Consider the following 16,756-nt stretch of genomic DNA (forward strand, 5'->3'; position numbering starts at 1 on the left):
TCGGCCGGCAGCGCGGCGGCCCTCGACCACGCGCTGTACCTGGTCGGCCGCGCCCCCCGCCCCGAGCTCGCCACCGCCGACGCCCGCCGCCGCCGCATCGCCGCGCCCCCCCCCCCGGCCGAGCCCGCGACGATGCGCGTCATTCCGACTCGCGCGCAGCCAGTTCCACCAGCAGATCGCCGCCCTCGACCTGCTGCACCTTGGCCGTCGCGATCCGGCCGACGATGCCGCCGCGCGGCGCGGTGATGGCCGCCTCCATCTTCATGGCCTCGATGGTGCCGATGGTGTCGCCTGCGTGGATCTCCTCGCCCTCCGACACCGCCAGTGTGACGACACCGGCGAACGGCGCGGCGATGTGGCCGGGGTTGTTCTTGTCGGCCTTCTCCACCGCGGGCACCTCGGACGCGATGGACCGGTCGCGCACCGCGACCGGGCGCAGCTGCCCGTTCATGATGCACATGACGGTGCGCATGCCCTTCTCGTCCGGCTCGGAGATCGCTTCGAGGCCGATGAGCAGGGTGACGCCCTTCTCCAGCTGCACACGGTGTTCCTCGCCGCGACGCAGGCCGTAGAAGAACTGGTTCTCCGAGAGCCCGGTGGTGTCGCCGTACTTGTCACGGTGCGCCTGGAATTCGGCTGTCGGGCCGGGGAACAGCAGCCGGTTGAGGGTGTCGCGGCGTTCCTGCGATGACCCGTCGAGACCGGCCTGATCCGCCGCGGTGAGCGGGGTTTCCGGCTTGGGCTCGCTCCGCCCGGCCAGCGCCTTGCTCCGGAACGGCTCCGGCCAGCCGCCCGCGGGGGTGCCGAGTTCGCCGCGCAGGAACCCGATGACCGAGTCCGGGATGTCGTAGCGGCCCGGGTCGGCGGCGAAGTCCTCGATGTCGACACCGGTGCCGACCAGCGCCAGCGCCAGGTCACCGACGACCTTCGACGACGGGGTCACCTTGATCAGGCGGCCGAGCAGCCGATCGGCCGCGGCGTACTTGGCCTCGACCTCCTCGAACCGGTCGCCGAGGCCGAGCGCGATGGCCTGCTGACGCAGGTTCGACAGCTGACCGCCGGGGATCTCGTGGGTGTAGACGCGACCGGTCGGCGCGGGCAGGCCCGACTCGAACGGCGCGTACACCTTGCGCAGGGCCTCCCAGTACGGCTCGAGGTCGCACACGTGCTGCAGGTTGAGGCCGGTGTCGTGCTCGGTGTGCGCGGCCGCGGCCACGATCGCCGAGAGCGCGGGCTGCGAGGTGGTGCCCGCCATCGCCGCCGACGCGCCGTCGACGGCGTCGGCGCCCGCCTGCCAGGCGGCGAGGTAGGTGGCCAGCTGGCCGCCGGGGGTGTCGTGGGTGTGCACGTGCACCGGCAGGTCGAAGTTCGAGCGCAGCGCGGTGACGAGCTCGGCCGCCGCGGGCGCGCGCAGCAGACCGGCCATGTCCTTGATCGCGAGCACGTGGGCGCCCGCGTCGACGATCTGCTCGGCCAGCTTCAGGTAGTAGTCCAGGGTGTAGAGCGACTCGTTCGGGTCGAGCAGGTCGCCGGTGTAGGACAGCGCGACTTCGGCCACGGCCGTGCCGGTTTCGCGGACGGCGGCGATGGCGGGGCGCATCTGGTCGACGTTGTTGAGCGCGTCGAAGATACGGAAGATATCGATGCCCGTGTCGGTGGCCTCCTGCACGAAGGCGCGGGTCACCTGCTCCGGGTAGGGCGTGTAGCCGACGGTGTTGCGCCCGCGCAGCAGCATCTGCAGGCAGATGTTGGGGACCGCTTCGCGCAGCGCGGCCAGCCGCTCCCACGGGTCCTCGTGCAGGAACCGCAGCGCCACATCGTAGGTCGCGCCGCCCCATGCCTCGATCGAGAGCAGTTCCGGGGTCAGCCGGGCGACGTGGCCCGCGACGCCGAGCAGGCCGTTGGTGCGCACCCGGGTGGCCAGCAGCGACTGGTGGGCGTCGCGGAAGGTGGTGTCGGTGACGCCGAGCGCCTTCTGCTCCCGCAGCGCCTTCGCGAAGCCCTCGGGGCCGAGTGCGAGCAGGCGCTGGCGGGAACCGGCGGGCGGCTCGACCGTCATGTCGATGGCGGGCAGCTTGTCGTACGGGTACACCGTGGTCGGGCGTTCGCCGTGCGGCTTGTTGACGGTGACGTCGGCGAGGTAGCTCAGGATCTTGGTGCCGCGGTCGGCGGAGCCACGCGAGGTGAGCAGTTCGGGACGCTCGTCGATGAACGAGGTGGTGACCCGGCCCGCCTGGAAGTCGGGGTCGTCGAGCACCGCCAGCAGGAACGGGATGTTGGTCGTCACGCCGCGGATGCGGAACTCGGCCAGCGCGCGGCGGGCGCGCGCGGCGGCGGCGGGCAGGTCGCGGCCGCGGCAGGTCAGCTTGACCAGCATCGAGTCGAAGTAGGCGCCGATCTCGGCACCCAGGTTGGCGCCGCCGTCGAGGCGGATGCCCGCGCCGCCCGGGGTGCGGTAGGCGGTGATGCGGCCGGTGTCGGGGCGGAATCCGTTGGCCGGGTCCTCGGTGGTGATGCGGCACTGCAGCGCGGCGCCGCGGATGGCGACCGCGTCCTGGCTCAGGCCGAGGTCGGCCAGGGTCTCCCCCGCCGCGATCCGCAGCTGCGACTGCACGAGGTCGACATCGGTGATCTCCTCGGTCACCGTGTGCTCGACCTGGATGCGCGGGTTCATCTCGATGAAGACGTGGTTGCCGCGCTCGTCGAGCAGGAACTCCACGGTGCCCGCGTTGCTGTAGCCGATCTGGCGGGCGAAGGCCACCGCGTCGGCGCAGATGCGTTCGCGCAGCGCGGGATCCAGGTTCGGGGCGGGCGCGAGCTCGATCACCTTCTGGTGGCGGCGCTGCAGCGAACAGTCACGCTCGAACAGGTGCATGACGTTGCCGTGCTGGTCGGCCAGGATCTGCACCTCGATGTGGCGCGGGTTCACCACGGCCTGCTCGAGGAACACGGTCGGGTCGCCGAAGGCCGACTCGGCCTCGCGCGAGGCCGCCTCGATCGACTCGCGCAGCTGTTCGGGTGCGGCCACCCGGCGCATGCCGCGGCCACCGCCACCGGCGACCGCCTTGACGAAGATGGGGTACTCGAACGCCTCCGCCGCGGCCAGCAGCGCGTCGATGTCGGCGCTGGGCTCGCTCGACTTCAGCACCGGCAGCCCCGCCGCCTTGGCGGTGGCGATCGCGGTGGCCTTGTTGCCCGCCATCTCGAGCACGGCGGCCGAGGGGCCGATGAAGGTGATGCCCTCGCGCTCACAGGCGGCGGCGAGGTCGGGGTTCTCCGAGAGGAAGCCGTAGCCGGGATAGATGGCGTCGGCGCCCGCGCTCTTGGCGGCGTCGATGATCGCCTCGATCGACAGGTACGCCCGGACCGGGTGCCCTTCCTCGCCGATCTGATACGACTCGGCCGCCTTCAAACGGTGCACGGAATTGCGGTCCTCGTGCGGGAACACCGCGACCGTTCCGATGCCTAGCTCGTATGCCGCGCGGAAGGCGCGAATGGCGATTTCACCACGATTGGCGACCAAGACTTTCGAGAACATTGGACCACGGTACCCGGACCGGACCCGACCTCCGGCACGCAAGGTGGCTTCGCAGCAATCTTCACACCGCACACCGGCCCACCTGCGAAGTTGCGTTCACCCGGCCGTCACATCTCACCGCGGCGACGCCCCTACCGTGCGGCCGGTCCGCGCAGGTCACCACCCTCCCGGTGGGTGGGAGGCTCGCCCGGGCCGTCGGCACGGCCTATGCTGGGTGCCGCAGCTGGTTCGCCGGCGCGGTGGAAGAGTCGGAGCCCCGACCTCCCGCGCGGGCGTCGACGCCCGGACACGCACGACCCGCGCCGGGCGGAGAGGGAACCCGGTGGGAATCCGGGACTGTCCCGCAGCGGTATGCCGGAACGACCACCGTCATCAGCACTGGGCTCGACACCTGGGAAGCGACGGTCAGTAGGTCGGTCGATCACACGACCGGTGCCGGCGAGTCCGAAGACCTGCCGACTGTGCCGGATACGCCGTATCCGGCGGCCACCGCCTCGTGGATCGGGCGCGCGGACCACCTGTGCCGACCCGCCGTGCCCGCACGACAGGTCCCGGAGGTGTCGACGTGTGCCCGCAGAACGGCGCTGGCTCCCGCACGAGACACTGGAGAATCTCCGTGACTGTTTCGCACTCTCCCTTCACCGCAACGGTTCTCGGCTTGCCGCGGATCGGCCCGAACCGGGAACTCAAGCGCGCCATCGAGTCCTACTGGGCAGGCCGGGCCGACGCCGAGCACCTGCGTGCTGTCGCCCGCTCGCTGCGCGCGGCCCACTACGCCGAACTGCGCGCGGCCGGCATGGATTCGGTGCCCGTCGGCACCTTCTCCTACTACGACCAGATGCTCGACACCGCCGTGTTGTTCGGCGCGCTCCCGCCGCGCGTGGACGCCATCAGCGACCCGCTCGACCGGTACTTCGCCGCGGCCCGTGGCACCGATACCGTCGCGCCGCTGGAGATGACCAAGTGGTTCGACACCAACTATCACTATCTGGTCCCCGAGATCGACGCGGGCACCACCTTCGCCCTGCACCCGGACAAGCTGCTCGGCGAACTCGCCGAGGCGATCGAACTGGGCGTGCCAGCCAGGCCGGTGGTGATCGGGCCGCTGACGTTCCTGAAGCTGGCCAAGTCCGCCGACGGACCCGCGCTGGACCGGCTGCCGGACCTGCTGCCGCTGTATCGCGAGCTGCTGGCCGGGCTCGCCGACGCGGGCGCACGCTGGGTGCAGCTCGACGAACCGATCCTGGTCACCGACCTGACCGAGGCCGAGATCGCCCTCGTGCGGGACACCTACACCGAGCTCTCGGCCGCGTCCGACCGTCCCGCGATCCTGGTGGCCACCTACTTCGGCCATCCCGACGCGGCGCTGTCCGCGCTCGCCGACACCGGAATCGAGGGCGTGGCACTCGATTTCACGGCGGGGACGGATCCCGCCGCGGTGGCCGCCGTGCCCGCGCTCGCGCGCAAGCTCGTGGTCGCCGGGGTGGTCGACGGCCGCAACATCTGGCGTACCGATCTCGACGCCGCGCTCACCACACTGGGCACGCTGCTCGGCAGTGCCGACGCGGTGGCCGTGGCGAGTTCGTGCTCACTGCTGCACGTCCCGTACTCGCTGACCCCGGAGACCGGGCTCGACGATCGGCTGCGGTCCTGGCTCGCCTTCGGCGCCGAAAAGGTCGATGAGGTCAAGGTTCTCGCGACCGCGATCACCGAAGGCACGACAGCGGTCGCCACCGAACTGGCCGCCGCCCGCGCGGCCGCCGCCTCCCGCCGCGCCGACCCACGACTGCACGACGCACGCGTCCGGGCCCGCCTGACGGCATTGGACGAGAGCGATCTGACCCGCTCACCCGCCGACGCGCGGCGCGCACTCCAACACGAACATCTCGACCTGCCGCTCCTGCCGACCACCACCATCGGCTCCTATCCGCAGACCTCGGCGATCCGGCTGGCCCGTGCCGCGCTGCGCAAGGGCGAGATCGACGAGGCCGAGTACGTGCGCCGGATGCGGGCCGAGATCGCCGAGGTGATCGCCCTGCAGGAGCGGCTCGGCCTGGACGTGCTGGTGCACGGCGAGCCCGAACGCAATGACATGGTGCAGTACTTCGCCGAACTGCTCGACGGTTTCGCCGCCACCGGGAACGGCTGGGTGCAGTCCTACGGCACCCGCTGCGTGCGCCCGCCGATCCTGTTCGGCGACGTCTCCCGGCCGACGCCGATGACGCTGTCGTGGATCGGCTATGCCCAGTCGCTCACCGACAAGCCGGTCAAGGGCATGCTCACCGGCCCGGTGACCATCCTCGCCTGGTCTTTCGTCCGTGACGATCAGCCGCTGGCCGACACCGCACGGCAGGTCGCCCTGGCCATCCGGGACGAGACCGTCGGTCTGGAAGCCCAGGGCGCGCGGATCATCCAGGTCGACGAGCCCGCCCTGCGGGAGTTGCTGCCGCCGCGCGCGAGCGACCAGCCCGCCTACCTGCGCTGGTCCGTCGACGCGTTCCGGCTCGCCACCGCCGGCGTCGCCGACACCACCCAGGTGCACACCCACCTGTGCTATTCGGAGTTCGGCGAGGTGATCTCGGCGATCGCGGGCCTGGACGCCGATGTGACCTCCATCGAGGCGGCACGCTCGCACATGGAGGTGCTCGACGACCTGAACGCGGCCGGCTTCGCGCTCGGTGTCGGTCCCGGCGTCTACGACATCCACTCCCCACGGGTGCCCTCGGTCGAGGAGATCACCGCCTCGCTGACGGCCGCATTGAAAGCGGTTCCCGCCGAGCGGCTCTGGGTGAATCCCGACTGCGGGCTCAAGACCCGGGGGCCGGTGGAGGTCGAGGCGTCGCTGCGGAACCTGGTGACGGCGGCCGCCGCGCTGCGGTGAGCCACCGCGGCCTCGGGTGACCGAGCCGCACGCGTAAACCGCCCCGGACGGATTCTCCGTCCGGGGCGGTCGCGCTCATGGTCGCGGCCGATTCAGCGCGGGACCCGGCCGACCGGCACCGGCCGCTGGTCGACACCGCGATACTCCGACAGCGGCCGGATCAGCGCGTTGGCGGCGGACTGCTCCGCGATGTGCGCGGTCCAGCCGGTGATCCGGCTCATCACGAACAGCGGCGTGAACATCTCGATGTCGAAGCCGAGCAGGTAGTAGGCGGGCCCGGCGGGGAAGTCGAGATTCGGTGCGATGCCGGTCTTCTCGGCCATGGCGGCGGCCAGCGCCGCGTACATGCGGACCCAGCGCTGTCCGCCGGTCAGCTCGGCGACCTCGTCGAGCGCGGCCTTCATCGTCGGCACCCTGGAGTCGCCCTCGCGGTACACGCGGTGGCCGAATCCCATCACCTTGTGCCCGGCCGCCAGGGTGTCGCCGACCCAGGCCGCGGCGCGCGCGGGATCGCCGATCTCGAGCATGGTGTGCATGACCGCCTCGTTCGCGCCGCCGTGCAGGCGGCCCTTCAGCGCGCCGATGGCGGCCGTGACCGCGCTGTAGAGGTCCGAGCCGGTGGAGGTCACCACGCGCGCGGCGAAGGTGGAGGCGTTGAATCCGTGCTCGGCGTAGAGGATCAGCGAGGTCTCGAACGCGCGCACGAGTCGTGGGTCCGGCACCGCGCCGAAGCACATGTGGAGGAAGTTCTCGGCGAACCCGAGCTGGGCGTGCGGGGCGATGGGGTCGAGTCCGCGCCGTCTGCGCATCGCGGCCGCGATCACCGTCGGCAGCAGCGCCGTCAACCGCAGTGCGGCGGCCAGTCTTTCGCGTTCCGACGCGCTTTCGGCGGTGGCGTCCTCGGTGCCGAGGTAGCTGACGACCGTGCGCACCACATCCATCGGATGACAGGTGTCGGGCATCTTCTGTATCAGCGCGAGCACCGACCGGTCGATCCGGCGGTGGGCCCGTTCGCGCTCGCACAGCAGGCGCAGCTGGGTGTCGTCGGGTAGTTCGCCGTACCACAGCAGGTAGGCGACCTCCTCGAAGCCGCGGTGGGCGGCCAGGTCCTGCACCGGATAGCCGCGGTAGGTCAGCGAATTCGTCTCGCTCACCACCTTCGAGATGCTGGTCGTGTCGACCACCACCCCCGCCAGCCCCTTCGCCACGGCCGGACTCGGTTCACTGCCGCTCATGCTCGTTCACCCACCGTGAAATCGACGATGCCGGAGTCGAACGCGGCGTAGCGCCGGTAGTCGAGGAGTTCGTAGAGCCGGGCGCGGTGCTGCATCCGGTCCAGCAGCGCCGCCTGGGTACCGGCCGCAGCGAGCTCGCGCAGTCCGTCCTCGATCGCGCCCATCGCCAGGCGCAAGGTGGTGACGGGGTAGATGACCGCGTTGTAGCCCAGGTCGGTGAGGGTACGCGCGGACAACAGCGGGCCCTTGCCGAACTCGGTCATGTTCGCGAGCAGCGGGACAGCCACGGCGGCACGGAACTTCGCGAACTCGGCCTCGTCGAGGAGTGCCTCGGTGAAGATCAGGTCCGCGCCCGCGTCGGCGTAGGCCTTGGCGCGGTCGATCGCCGCGTCCACGCCCTCGACGGCGCGGGCGTCGGTCCGCGCGCAGATCACGAATCCCGGATCGCGGCGGGCGGTGACGGCGGCCCTGATCCGGCGGACCATGTCCGAGGTGCCGACGACCGCCTTGCCGTCGAGATGACCGCACCGTTTGGGATTCACCTGGTCCTCCAGATGACAGCCGGCCAGGCCCGCGTCCTCGAGCAGCGTCACCGTCCTGGCGGCGTTCATGGGCTCACCGAAGCCCGTGTCGGCGTCGAGCAGGACGGGCAGTTCGGTGGCACGGGCGACCTGGCGGCCGCGTTCGACGACCTCGGTGAGCGTGGTCAGGCCGATGTCGGGCAGCCCCAGCTCCGCCGACACCACCGCGCCCGACACGTAGGCACCCTCGAAGCCCAGCTCCTGGATCAGCGTGGCGACCAGGGGATTCAACGCCCCCGGCAGCCGCTGCAACTCGCCGGACGCGAGCCCGGTCCGGAAGGCGGCGCGCTTGTCCGCCGCCGTGGTGTGCGCGGCGAGCGATGCCGGAACACTCATCAGAAGAGTCCTTCCCGTGCGGCGGGCAGCCGGTCGAACAGCGCGGGATCGACGGTGACGGTGAGCTGATCCAGCTCGCCGGGCGCCAGCTCCGGCGCGCGCTGCGCCGCGGCGAGGAAGCGTCGCTGTTCCGCGGGCGCGACGATGCCGTCGGCGAGCGAGCGGAACTTCGCCACGTAGTGCTCGCGTCCGAACGGACGCGCGCCGGCCGGGTGCGCGTCGGCGACCGCGAGTTCGTCGGTGAGCACCGTGCCGTCGTCGAAGGTGACCACGGCGCGCGCGCCGAACGCCCGCTCCGCCGGGTCGCTCGCGTGGTAGCGGCGCGTCCACTCCGGATCCTCGACGGTGGAGATCTTGCGCCACAGCGCGACCGTGTCCGCGCGCCGCGCCCGCTCCGGCGCGTACGAGCGTTCGTGGTGCCAGGTGCCGTCCTGCAAGGCGACGGCGAAGATATACGGGAGGGAATGGTCGAGAGTCTCGCGGCTGGCGCGCGGATCGAATTTCTGCGGATCGCCGGAGCCGGTGCCGATCACGACATGTGTGTGCTGACTGGTGTGCAGCACGATCGAGGCGATCCGGTCGGTGTCGGAGATCCGCTCGCGGAGCCTGCGGGCCAGGTCGATCGGCGCCTGGCTCTGGTATTCGGCCGAATGCTCCTTGGTGTAGCTGTCCAGGATGGCGCGCTTCGCTTCGCCCGGCCCCGGCAGCGGCACTCGGTATTCGGCGTCGGGGCCACCGAGCAGTCGCGCGATCACACCGTCCGCGCCTTCCCAGATCGGGGCGGGGGCGCCCTCGCCGCGCATCGCGCGATCCACCGCCTCGACGGCCATCTTCCCGGCGAAGGCGGGCGCGTAGGCCTTCCAGCTCGAGATCTCCCCCTTGCGCGACTGGCGGGTCGCCGTCGTGGTGTGCAGGGCTTGGCCGACGGCCTGATAGATGGTCTCGGTGTCGAGGCCGAGCAGCGTGCCGATACCCGCGGCCGCCGACGGGCCGAGGTGCGCGACGTGGTCGATCTTGTGCTCGTGCAGGCAGATCGCGCGCGCCAGGTCGATCTGGATCTCGTAGCCGGTGGCCAGCCCGCGGATCAGGTCCGTCCCACCGCATCCCCGGTGCTGGGCGACCGCGAGGATCGGCGGGATGTTGTCGCCGGGATGGGAGTACTCCGCGGCGAGGAAGGTGTCGTGGAAATCCAGCTCGCGCACCGCCACCCCGTTGGCCAGGGCGGCCCACTCCGGCGAGAACCGCTGTGCGCTCGGCAGTCCGAGAACCGTTGCACCGTGCCGCGCGGCCCCCACGGGCACCGGGTGCGCCATGGCCTGCGCCCTGGCGGTGCGCACCGGCCCGCGCAGGACCGCGGCCACGGCCACGGCGGCATTGTCGATGATCCGGTTCACGATCATCTCGACGGCCTCTCCCGGCACCGGGACGGGGTCCGCCGCCACCTCGGCGACGAGCATGGCGAGGTGTCCCGCACGCGGGAAATCCTCGGCGGCGCCGACGCTGCGAACGATGTGGGTCTTCACTGCTCCTCCGATCCAGCCGGTCGCTCCCGGCTCTGATTCGCACGCTACGCACCCATGCACCCGCCGAGAACACACTGAACAGGCGTATTTTTGCGTGCGAGAAAGGCCGAGTCAGCGAATTCTGCGAACAACGACGAGGAGAGTCTGTACGGTGATACCCGTTCGCTCTGGGAACTCCCTCGGCAACCGCGTGGCACGCGCCCAACCGGCCGCCCCGACATCCGAGACAGGTCCGCCTCGACCGGCGGGCGCGCCCGCGCATGCCCCCGATTCGGCGCTTCGCACGTTACGCACGGGTAGTAACAGGTAAAATCCCTTGCAGGACTGGACTTCTCCGTGTCCGATCGTCCGTTCGAGCGAACATTGCGAACCAGGAGCGTTAGGATCTCCGACGTGCGGAAGATGTACGCGGGGGCCCGGCTTCGACGGCTGCGTGAAGAACGAAGGATGACTCAGGCGGCGTTGGCGAAATCGTTGGATCTCTCGCCCAGTTATCTCAATCAGCTCGAGCGCGATCAGCGCCCACTCACCATTCCGGTTCTGCTGAAACTGAACTCGACCTTCGATCTCGATGTGCAGTTCTTCGCGGCGGACTCCGACGCGCGACTGGTCTCGGACCTGCACGAGGTCCTGGTCGAGGCCGCGGGCGGGGGCGACACCGCGCCGATCACCGAGGTCGAGGAACTCGCGACCAGGTTGCCCGAGGTCGCACGCATCGTCATCGCGATGCACCGTCGGTTGCGCGCGGCCACCGACCAGCTCGATCTGCTGTCCTCCCGGGTGGACAACAACGCGGGCGCGCCCGGCGCCCCGATGCCGTACGAGGACGTGCGGGACTTCTTCTACGACCACCGCAATCACATCGCGACCCTCGATCACGCGGCCGAGCAGCTGTTCGAGGAATCCGGGCTGACGATCGGCTCGCTGGACCGGCAGCTGGCCCGGGTCGCCGAGGAGCGCGCGGGCGTCACCGTCCTGGTCCGTGGCGACGGGGCCGATCCGACCATCCCGAAACGCCACTACGATCCCGACACCCGCACGCTGACCCTCGCCCGGCGGCTGCGCCCCGGTCAGCGCGCCTTCCAGATCGCGACCACCCTCGGCCTGCTGCTCTACGGCCGTGAGATCGACAACGTGCTCGCCGAATCACGGGCGCTCACCGGCGAATCCCGCACCCTGGCCCGGGTGGGGCTGGCCAACTACTTCGCGGGCGCGCTGATCCTGCCCTACGGCCGCTTCCTGCGCTCGGCCGAGGAACTGCGCTACGACGTGGACCTGCTCGCACTGCGGTTCGAGGTCGGTTTCGAGACGGTCTGCCACCGGCTCAGTACCCTGCAGCGCCAGGGACAGCGCGGCGTGCCGTTCTTCCTGGTCCGCACCGATCGGGCGGGAAACATCTCGAAAAGACAGTCCGCCACCGCGTTCCACTTCTCCCGGGTCGGCGGCAGCTGCCCCCTGTGGGTCACCCACGAGGCGTTCGCGCATCCCGGGCGCATCCTCACCCAGATCTCGGAGATGCCCGACGGCCGCCGCTACCTGTGGATCGCCCGCACCACCCCGGCCACCCAGCAGGGATTCGGCACGGCGGCCAAGAACTTCGTCATCGGGCTCGGCTGCGACATCGAATACGCCGACCGGCTGGTCTACTCGCAGGGCCTGCAACTCGACGACCCACAGGTGGCGGTGCCGATCGGCGCGGGCTGCAAAGTGTGTGAGCGGCCCGCCTGCCCGCAGCGCGCGTTCCCGCAGATCGGCCGGCCACTCGCGGTGGCCGAGCACACCAGCACCGATCTGCCGTACCCGCGACTGCCGCGCTGAGCAGCAGGCCCGCGCCACGCCGGCGCGGGCCTGCCCTCGCCCGCGATCAGGACTTGGCGAGGTATTCGATGCGTTCGCCGTCGACCGCGGCGTGCATCATCCCGGCCAGGCCGGGGTGTCTCACCAGGCCGGGATCCTCGGCGACCACCTGTCGCGCCAGTTCCTGCGCCGCGGTGATCACCTCCAGATCGTCGAGCAGCGACAGCAGGCGCAGCGACCTCGCGGTCCCGGACTGGGCAGCGCCGAGCACATCCCCCTCCCTGCGCTGGCGCAGATCGAGCACCGAGAGTTCGAAACCGTCGGTGGTCGCCGCGACGGCCTCGAGCCGCGCCATCGCGGTACCACCGGGCGCGGCGTCGGTGACGAGCAGGCACAGACCGGGATGCTCGCCGCGACCGATGCGCCCGCGCAGCTGATGCAGCTGACTCACGCCGAACCGGTCCGCGTCGACGATCACCATCACCGTCGCGTTCGGCACGTCGACACCGACCTCGACGACCGTCGTACAGACCAGGACATCGATGGCGGCGTCGTTGAACTGCCGCATCACGTGGTCCTTCTCGTCGGACGGCAGCCGACCGTGCAGCAGCCCGACCCGCACACCGGCGAGCGGCCCGGCGCTCAGCGTCTCGTACATGTCGACGGCGGCCTGCGTGGTCGGCCCCTCCTTCTCCTCCGCCGACTTCTTGCCCTTGGCCGGCGGCGCGTCGGGATCCTCGCCGATCCGCGAGCACACCACATACGCCTGTCTGCCCTGGCCGACTTCCTCGAGAATGCGTTCCCACGCGCGGTCCACCCAGCCCGGATGCAGTTTGCGCGGAACGACTCTCGACACGATCGGGGACCGACCGCGCGGCAGCTGGGTGAGGGTGGAGGTCTCCAGGTCGCCGAGGGTCGTCATGGCGATGGTGCGCGGAATCGGGGTCGCGGTCATCACCAGCAGGTGCGGGCTGATGCCGTTGTTGGCCTTGGCCCGCAACGCGTCTCGCTGTTCGACACCGAAGCGGTGCTGTTCGTCGACGACGACGAGGCCGAGATCGAAGAACTCCACGGCGTCCTGGATGAGGGCGTGGGTACCGATGACGATGCCCGCCTCGCCGGTCACCGCGTCCAGCAGGGCCGCCTTCTTGGCCGCCGTCGACATCGAGCCGGTCAGCAGCACCACCTTGGTCGCCCGCTCCGCCGCGCCGAGCTCGCCCGCGGTACCCAGCTCGCCCAGCATGCCCCGCAGTGAGCGATAGTGCTGCGCCGCGAGGACCTCCGTCGGCGCCAGCAGCGCGCACTGGCGACCGGCATCGACCGCCTGCAGCATGGCGTGCAGCGCGACGATCGTCTTGCCCGAACCCACCTCGCCCTGGAGCAGGCGATGCATCGGGCGCGTGCGGGACAGGTCGGCGGAGATCTCGTCGATCACCTGCCGCTGGCCCTCGGTGAGTTCGAAGGGCAGCCGCTCATCGAAGGCGGCCGCGATCCCGTCGGTGACGGGCGGGCAGGCGGGCGCGGTGCGGCCTTCTACTTCGTGCCGCCGCTCGGCGAGCACCAGCTGCAGGGCCAGCGCCTCGTCGAAACGCAGCCGGTCCCTGGCCTTCTCGATGTCGAGCTTGTGTTCGGGCAGGTGGATCAGGCGCAGGGCGTCGGAGACCTCGAGCAGGCCGCGGTCCTCGCGCAGATCGGTGGGCAGCGGGTCCTCGATCGGGTCGAGCTGGTCGAGGACCTGGCGGATGCAGGCCAGCAGGTCCCAGCTCTGCACCTTGGCCGTCGCCGGATAGACCGGGACGAACTCGCGCTCGAAGAACGCGGCGTCCACTCCCCCCGCGCCTTTCGCGCTCTGCGCCAGCCCGCGCAGCGCCCCGCTGCCGCGCACCGAGGTGAGTTCCTCGACCCCGGCCTCGGCCTTGTCGGGCAGGATCAGGTAGTCGGGGTGCGAGAGGTTCCAACGGTCGGGCCGCCACCAGTGCACGGTGCCCGACATCATCGCCCGCACGCCCTCTTTCACCAGGTAACGCACCTTGTCGCCGTTGAAGAAGGTGGCCTCGACGGGGCGGGCTGCGCCGGTGTCGAGCTGCACCTTCAGCAGGGAGCCGCGGCGGTTCTTCATCGGGCGCAGTTCGGTTTTGGTGATCCGGCCGATCACCGTGATGTGCGCGCTCTCCTCGGGTTCTTCCTCGGTGAGCGGCTGGCCCTGGGTGGCATAGCGCACCGGATAGTGGCGCAGCAGGTCCTCGACCGTGGTCATGTCGAACGCTTCGGTCAGCCGGTCGGCGGCCTTCACCCCGAGCACGTGATCGAGCCGGTCACTCAACGTCGCCATCTACTCGACCCCTATCTGCACCAGATCCGCTTGCTGCCCACCGGAATACACCACGACCTCGACACCGGGGAAACCGGCCGTCACATGCTCGGCCAGGACCGCGCCCAGGTCCGGGCCCGCGTCGGCGCCCATCAGCAGGGTCACCAGTTCGCCACCGAGACCGAGCATCCGGTCCAGCAGGATGCGGCCGGCGCCCACCACATCGGGGTCGATCACCACGACGTCGTGGCCGACCAGGCCGAGTCCGTCACCGGGCGAACACATCCCGACCATCGTCAGCGCGCGCACCCGCGCCGCCCGCAGCGCGCCCCACCGGGTGGTCGCCGCCGCCTCCGACATCGCGAACGCGTCGTCCACCGCGATCCGGCCCCGGTCGTGCACCGCGAGCGCGGCCAGCCCCTGCACCATCGACGCGCTCGGCAGCAACAGGACGTCACGTGACCCGTCACGCGCGGCGACACCGGCGGCCACGAGCTCCTGCGCGGGCAGCGCCCCGTTCGGCAGCACCAGCACCTCCCGATGCGGCATGGCACGGATCGCGGTGAGCAGCGCGGACGTATCGAGCTGCCGGTCACCGCGCAGCACCACGGCGCCCGCGTCCTCGAACAGGCTCGCGGCCGCCGCGCCCGATGCCACGGCGAGGATGCCGCGATCGGCGAGAACGTCCGTGCCCGGCCGCTGTCCGTCGGTCGCGTCGTGGACCCGCGCCGGGTTGTCCAGGACCTGGGCGCTGGTCTGTACGGAGACCGTGTCGGCAGCGAGCGCGCCGAGGTCGGCATCAGGCGCGGCGGGGGACGCGGCGGCGAGCGGACCGCCGTTCGCCTCGCCGCGGGTCGCGTGCCGGGCGCCGTCGACGGAGCCGCCGTCACAGGCGGACGGCGAGGCGGCGTCGTGATGCGCGCCCCCATGCGGTGCGGTCACGGCGAAGCTCTCGATCCGGATACCGGTCAACGTGCCGATCGCCAACCCCGCCTCGATCGCGGCACCCGCGTCCCGGCAGTGCACATGCGCCGACCAGGTGCTGTCGCCGTCGCCCACCACGACGACCGAATCACCGAGCACGGCGAGCCGGTCCCGCAGGCCTCCCGCGGCCACCTCGTCGGTCCCGGAGATCACGTACATGACCTCGAAATGCGGGTCTGCGTCGTCGGGCCGATCCTGCTCGTCCCAGAGGTCGGCGGCACGCGACATCGCCTCGTCCGCACCGTCCGTTCTGGTCTCCTGCGCCACGACTACCGCGGACGGACCGGCGCTCACTGTGCCGGGGGTACGCGGTCCGTCGGCCTGACGGGCACGGTCATCGGCACCGACGTGCCCGCGGTCGCCCGCTCCGGCGCGGGTATAGGTGTCGCGGGTCGGCGCTTCGCCGCAGATCTGCCCGACGAGACAGTCGAGTAGCACGAGGAGTCCCCGCGCCCCGGCGTCGACGACTCCGGCCGCGCGCAGCACGCCCAGTTGCGTGGGCGTCTCGTTCAGCGCGCGGGCGGCGCCCTCGGCCGCCGACCGGGCGACGGCCGCCAGCGCCGGCTCCGGCGAGTCGGCCGCGGCCACCGCGGCGCGATCGAGGACGGTCAGGATCGTGCCTTCGACGGGGGAACTGAGCCCGGTGCGCACGAGTACCGCGGCCCGGTGCAGCGCGGTGCGCAATCGGTCGCCGGTCAGTGGACCGTCGGACACCGATTCGGCGATCCCGCGCAGCACCTGCGAGAGAATGATCCCGGAATTACCGCGAGCGCCGGTCGTCGCACCACGCGCGAGTGCCCTCGCGACCTCGGCCGCCGACCGCGCGGGGCCGGAGCCACTCGGCGCCGCGACCTCGGTGCCCGTCGGCGCGGCGTCGCGGACCGCCTCCGCCGCCGCGACCGCCGCCCGCATGGTTGCCAGGAGATTGGTGCCGGTGTCGGAGTCGGCGATGGGGAACACATTGAGGGCGTTGATCTCGGCGCGGCGGAGTTCCAGGTCGGTGCGGCAGGTTCGGGCCCAGGCCAGCAGCTCGGCGCCGTCGAGCGCCTTCCGCACGTGCGACACCGCCACCTCGTTCCCCGTTCCGCGTGCCCGCCCGCCGAGCACGCACGCCAGGTTAGCGGCAGCGGCCGACAGCGGTATGCTGAGCGCGGACGGGCCCGTCATCCGGGCCGTGCCCGGCGTGTCGACCGGGACACCCGGTTTGGAAGATCACGGCCCGGCCAGCTACCCTTGCAGGGTTGCCTCGCGCGGCCGATCCCGGTCTGCGCTGGCCGACGCGAGTCGGCAAGGCATTGACGACATCAGTTTCCGGTACAGCGGGCATCCGTGCGCGCTGACCGCTTATGACATGAAGGAGCTCGCGACATGGCTGCCGTTTGCGACGTCTGCGCCAAGGGCCCCGGTTTCGGGAAGTCGGTCTCGCACTCGCACCGGCGCACCAACCGTCGCTGGAACCCGAACATCCAGACCGTGCGTGCGCAGGTTGCCCCTGGCAACACCCGCCGGATGAACGTGTGCACCTCCTGCCTGAAGGCGGGCAAGGTCGTCCGCGGCTGATTCTCAGCCC

General features: G+C 71.1%; 9 protein-coding genes and 1 riboswitch. Of the genes, 3 read left to right on the plus strand and 6 right to left on the minus strand.

Going from position 1 to position 16,756, the window contains the following annotated elements:
• Positions 1-139: 139 nt before the first annotated feature.
• Complete coding sequence (locus QH270_RS11600; RefSeq protein WP_280340810.1) at positions 140-3,538, minus strand: pyruvate carboxylase; 3,399 nt, start codon at positions 3,536-3,538, stop codon at positions 140-142.
• Positions 3,539-3,797: 259 nt separating this feature from the next.
• Positions 3,798-4,012: riboswitch (cobalamin riboswitch) on the plus strand.
• Between the two features lie 142 nt (positions 4,013-4,154).
• Between QH270_RS11600 and metE the strand changes: the two genes are divergently transcribed.
• Positions 4,155-6,419: a 5-methyltetrahydropteroyltriglutamate--homocysteine S-methyltransferase gene (metE, locus tag QH270_RS11605; protein WP_280340812.1), complete on the plus strand. Its 2,265-nt coding sequence runs from the start codon at positions 4,155-4,157 to the stop codon at positions 6,417-6,419.
• Between the two features lie 92 nt (positions 6,420-6,511).
• Here the strand turns inward: metE and QH270_RS11610 are convergent, their stop codons facing one another.
• The 3 genes from QH270_RS11610 to QH270_RS11620 are packed head-to-tail and all read right to left on the minus strand — an operon-like array spanning position 6,512 to position 10,094.
• Positions 6,512-7,654, minus strand: coding sequence for a bifunctional 2-methylcitrate synthase/citrate synthase (locus tag QH270_RS11610; RefSeq protein WP_280340813.1), 1,143 nt, complete (start codon positions 7,652-7,654; stop codon positions 6,512-6,514).
• Complete coding sequence (prpB, locus tag QH270_RS11615; RefSeq protein WP_280340815.1) at positions 7,651-8,571, minus strand: methylisocitrate lyase; 921 nt, start codon at positions 8,569-8,571, stop codon at positions 7,651-7,653. The genes QH270_RS11610 and prpB overlap by 4 nt, the downstream gene beginning before the upstream one ends.
• Positions 8,571-10,094, minus strand: a complete 1,524-nt coding sequence (locus QH270_RS11620; RefSeq protein WP_280340817.1) for an MmgE/PrpD family protein — start codon at positions 10,092-10,094, stop codon at positions 8,571-8,573. Before QH270_RS11620 ends, prpB begins: the two co-directional genes overlap by 1 nt.
• 393 nt (positions 10,095-10,487) lie before the next feature.
• Between QH270_RS11620 and QH270_RS11625 the strand changes: the two genes are divergently transcribed.
• Positions 10,488-11,912: a short-chain fatty acyl-CoA regulator family protein gene (locus QH270_RS11625; RefSeq protein WP_280340818.1), complete on the plus strand. Its 1,425-nt coding sequence runs from the start codon at positions 10,488-10,490 to the stop codon at positions 11,910-11,912.
• 46 nt (positions 11,913-11,958) lie between these two features.
• On the opposite strand, the gene recG is transcribed toward QH270_RS11625, so the two are convergent.
• Positions 11,959-14,223 (minus strand): ATP-dependent DNA helicase RecG, encoded by a 2,265-nt coding sequence (gene recG, locus QH270_RS11630; protein ID WP_280340819.1) that lies wholly within the window; start codon positions 14,221-14,223, stop codon positions 11,959-11,961.
• The gene (locus QH270_RS11635) at positions 14,224-16,251 is read right to left on the minus strand and encodes a DAK2 domain-containing protein (protein WP_280340821.1); all 2,028 of its coding nucleotides are present in this window, start codon (positions 16,249-16,251) and stop codon (positions 14,224-14,226) included. It lies immediately after the preceding gene.
• A gap of 303 nt (positions 16,252-16,554) precedes the next feature.
• On the opposite strand from QH270_RS11635, the gene rpmB reads away from it, so the two are divergent.
• The gene (gene rpmB, locus QH270_RS11640; RefSeq protein ID WP_011210730.1) at positions 16,555-16,746 is read left to right on the plus strand and encodes a 50S ribosomal protein L28; all 192 of its coding nucleotides are present in this window, start codon (positions 16,555-16,557) and stop codon (positions 16,744-16,746) included.
• Positions 16,747-16,756: the final 10 nt, after the last annotated feature.

The sequence above is a fragment of the Nocardia neocaledoniensis genome, from assembly GCF_029868625.1.
Taxonomy (GTDB): Bacteria; Actinomycetota; Actinomycetes; order Mycobacteriales; family Mycobacteriaceae; genus Nocardia; species Nocardia neocaledoniensis_A.

Coding starts and splice junctions, on each gene's coding strand:
- QH270_RS11600 (WP_280340810.1), bottom strand. CDS start 3,538: ATGTTCTCGAAAGTCTTGGTCGCCAATCGTGGTGAAATCGCCATTCGC.
- QH270_RS11610 (WP_280340813.1), bottom strand. CDS start 7,654: ATGAGCGGCAGTGAACCGAGTCCGGCCGTGGCGAAGGGGCTGGCGGGG.
- prpB (WP_280340815.1), bottom strand. CDS start 8,571: ATGAGTGTTCCGGCATCGCTCGCCGCGCACACCACGGCGGCGGACAAG.
- recG (WP_280340819.1), bottom strand. CDS start 14,223: ATGGCGACGTTGAGTGACCGGCTCGATCACGTGCTCGGGGTGAAGGCC.
- rpmB (WP_011210730.1), top strand. CDS start 16,555: ATGGCTGCCGTTTGCGACGTCTGCGCCAAGGGCCCCGGTTTCGGGAAG.